The sequence below is a fragment of the Paenibacillus zanthoxyli JH29 genome (genome assembly GCF_000520715.1).
Taxonomy (GTDB): domain Bacteria; phylum Bacillota; class Bacilli; order Paenibacillales; family Paenibacillaceae; genus Paenibacillus_AQ; species Paenibacillus_AQ zanthoxyli.
The window spans coordinates 1-1735 of record NZ_ASSD01000300.1 but is presented as its reverse complement, the minus strand read 5'-3'; the positions used below and the strand labels follow the sequence as shown (position 1 = coordinate 1735).

Annotated in this window: 3 protein-coding genes; 1 reads left to right on the top strand and 2 read right to left on the bottom strand. The window is 53.6% G+C overall.

Going from position 1 to position 1735, the window contains the following annotated elements; translation table 11 throughout:
- Together L691_RS0110885 and L691_RS0110880 are read right to left on the bottom strand one after the other, a co-directional pair.
- Window positions 1–456, bottom strand: a 456-nt coding sequence (locus tag L691_RS0110885) for a beta-eliminating lyase-related protein (RefSeq protein ID WP_025690533.1), incomplete at its 3' end; no start/stop codon positions are given.
- 56 nt (window positions 457–512) lie between these two features.
- Window positions 513–851: a DsrE family protein gene (locus L691_RS0110880; protein ID WP_025690532.1), complete on the bottom strand. Its 339-nt coding sequence runs from the start codon at window positions 849–851 to the stop codon at window positions 513–515.
- A gap of 203 nt (window positions 852–1054) precedes the next feature.
- Between L691_RS0110880 and udk the strand changes: the two genes are divergently transcribed.
- Window positions 1055–1687 carry a uridine kinase gene (gene udk, locus L691_RS0110875; protein ID WP_025690531.1) on the top strand — a complete coding sequence of 211 codons (633 nt, stop codon included), beginning with the start codon at window positions 1055–1057 and terminating at the stop codon, window positions 1685–1687.
- Window positions 1688–1735 lie beyond the last annotated feature (48 nt).

The window sequence follows — 1735 nt, the reverse complement described above, 5'->3', positions numbered from 1 at the left end:
CCCGCCGATCTCCCGCTGGGGCAGTTCAAGCAGCAGGCATGAGACTTTGCCATGCATCTCCTGTACATCGGCGAGCCCGATCAGCCTGTCCTTGCCGCCGAGCAGCATCGGCTCAATTCCGTGCAGCTCGTGAAGCCCCCGCTGCTCGTGAATCTCCAGATGGCATAGCGGGTGGTACGCCACTCTCTTGACTCCCTTCCGGTCACACCAGATCCGCAGCGCAATCTGCTGCGCCATCGTGCCGCTGGGGAAGTAAACGGCTTTGTCTTTTCCGAGAATCCCGGCCATTTTGCCTTCAAAACCCTCGATTATGCTGCCCTCGCCGTACATGTCGCTGTCCAGGTCGCCATCATAGGCGTTCAGCGCATTCTTCAATACTCCAATGTTCCGTTTGCCGTGGCCGGTTACTGGGTACGCGGTCCGGTTAAACGCCTCCTGAAGCGGTTTGCCGTTCATATGATGTATTTCTCCTTTCAAATGGCCCTAGCCGTCGCTGCCCCCGGGCCAATATTCTAGGATACCGTGATCACTTCATACTGCGCCGACAGCTCGATAAAATGCCCCATGCTCGATACTTCTCCCGCATACAGCTGATCGCCCACTCCGTAGTAGTTCACGCAAGTGGCGCAGGCCAATACCGAAACCCCGCGATCGGCCAACTCCTTTAAATGAAGGGATGCCATCGATTTGCCCGTTAGCGCGAGCACGCCCCGATTGACGCAGAACACTGCGGCCGGAAGCTGCTCCTGCTGCTTCAGAAGCGTAAAGTAGGTCTCTAAAAGCTGTTCTCCAAGCCGGGTATCCCCGTTGCCCATGCTGTCTGTCGTAAGAAAAATTATTTTCCGATTCATCTTCTTCATCCTTTCTTAATTGAGCATCATGCAAGATGCGGAGTCATGCAGCAGAATGTATGCGCTTATTTCTCATGCTGGCATAAATAGTATATAACAACCCCTGAATTGGCCGATATGCATAAAGGTGAAAAATTAAGTCCGCTGTGCTACAATACTGGGATTGACAAAGGGAATTGGTTAGGGAGGTTTATGAAAACGCTATGCTTATTATAGGAATTGCCGGCGGAACAGGCTCCGGCAAAACAACGGTGGCCCGCTCTGTCATCGACCGTCTCGGTCCGGGTAAAGTCACTTTTATCTCTCAGGACAATTATTATAAAGACCATTCGCATCTCAGCCTTGCCGAGCGCGAGGCGATCAATTACGACCATCCGTTTGCCTTCGATAACGAGCTCTTAATCGAGCATCTGAAGCTGCTGAGAACGGGGCAGCCCGCTCAGGCGCCGGTGTACGATTTCACCGTTCACACCCGCTCCACAGAACAGACGGTTGAGCTGCTGCCGAACAATATCGTCATTATCGAAGGGCTGCATGTGCTGTCCGACGAGAACTTGCGCGAACTGCTCGACATCAAAGTGTTCGTCGACACCGACCCTGACGTCCGCATTTTGCGCCGGGTCCTGCGGGATATCGAGGAACGCGGCCGCACCATCCAGTCGATTCATCAGCAGTATTTAACGACAGTCAAACCGATGCATGAAGCATTCATCGAGCCATCCAAGAAATACGCCGACCTGATTATTCCCGAAGGCGGGCAGAACGAGGTCGGCATTCAACTGCTGTCCGTCCTGACCGAAAAATATTTGACCGGCGCTAAGTGGACCGGCGCCTAGCGCTATCATGCAACAATCACGACACGAATGATTCGCCGCCCTGCTGCT

Coding starts and splice junctions, on each gene's coding strand:
- L691_RS0110880 (WP_025690532.1), bottom strand. CDS start 851: ATGAATCGGAAAATAATTTTTCTTACGACAGACAGCATGGGCAACGGG.
- udk (WP_025690531.1), top strand. CDS start 1,055: ATGCTTATTATAGGAATTGCCGGCGGAACAGGCTCCGGCAAAACAACG.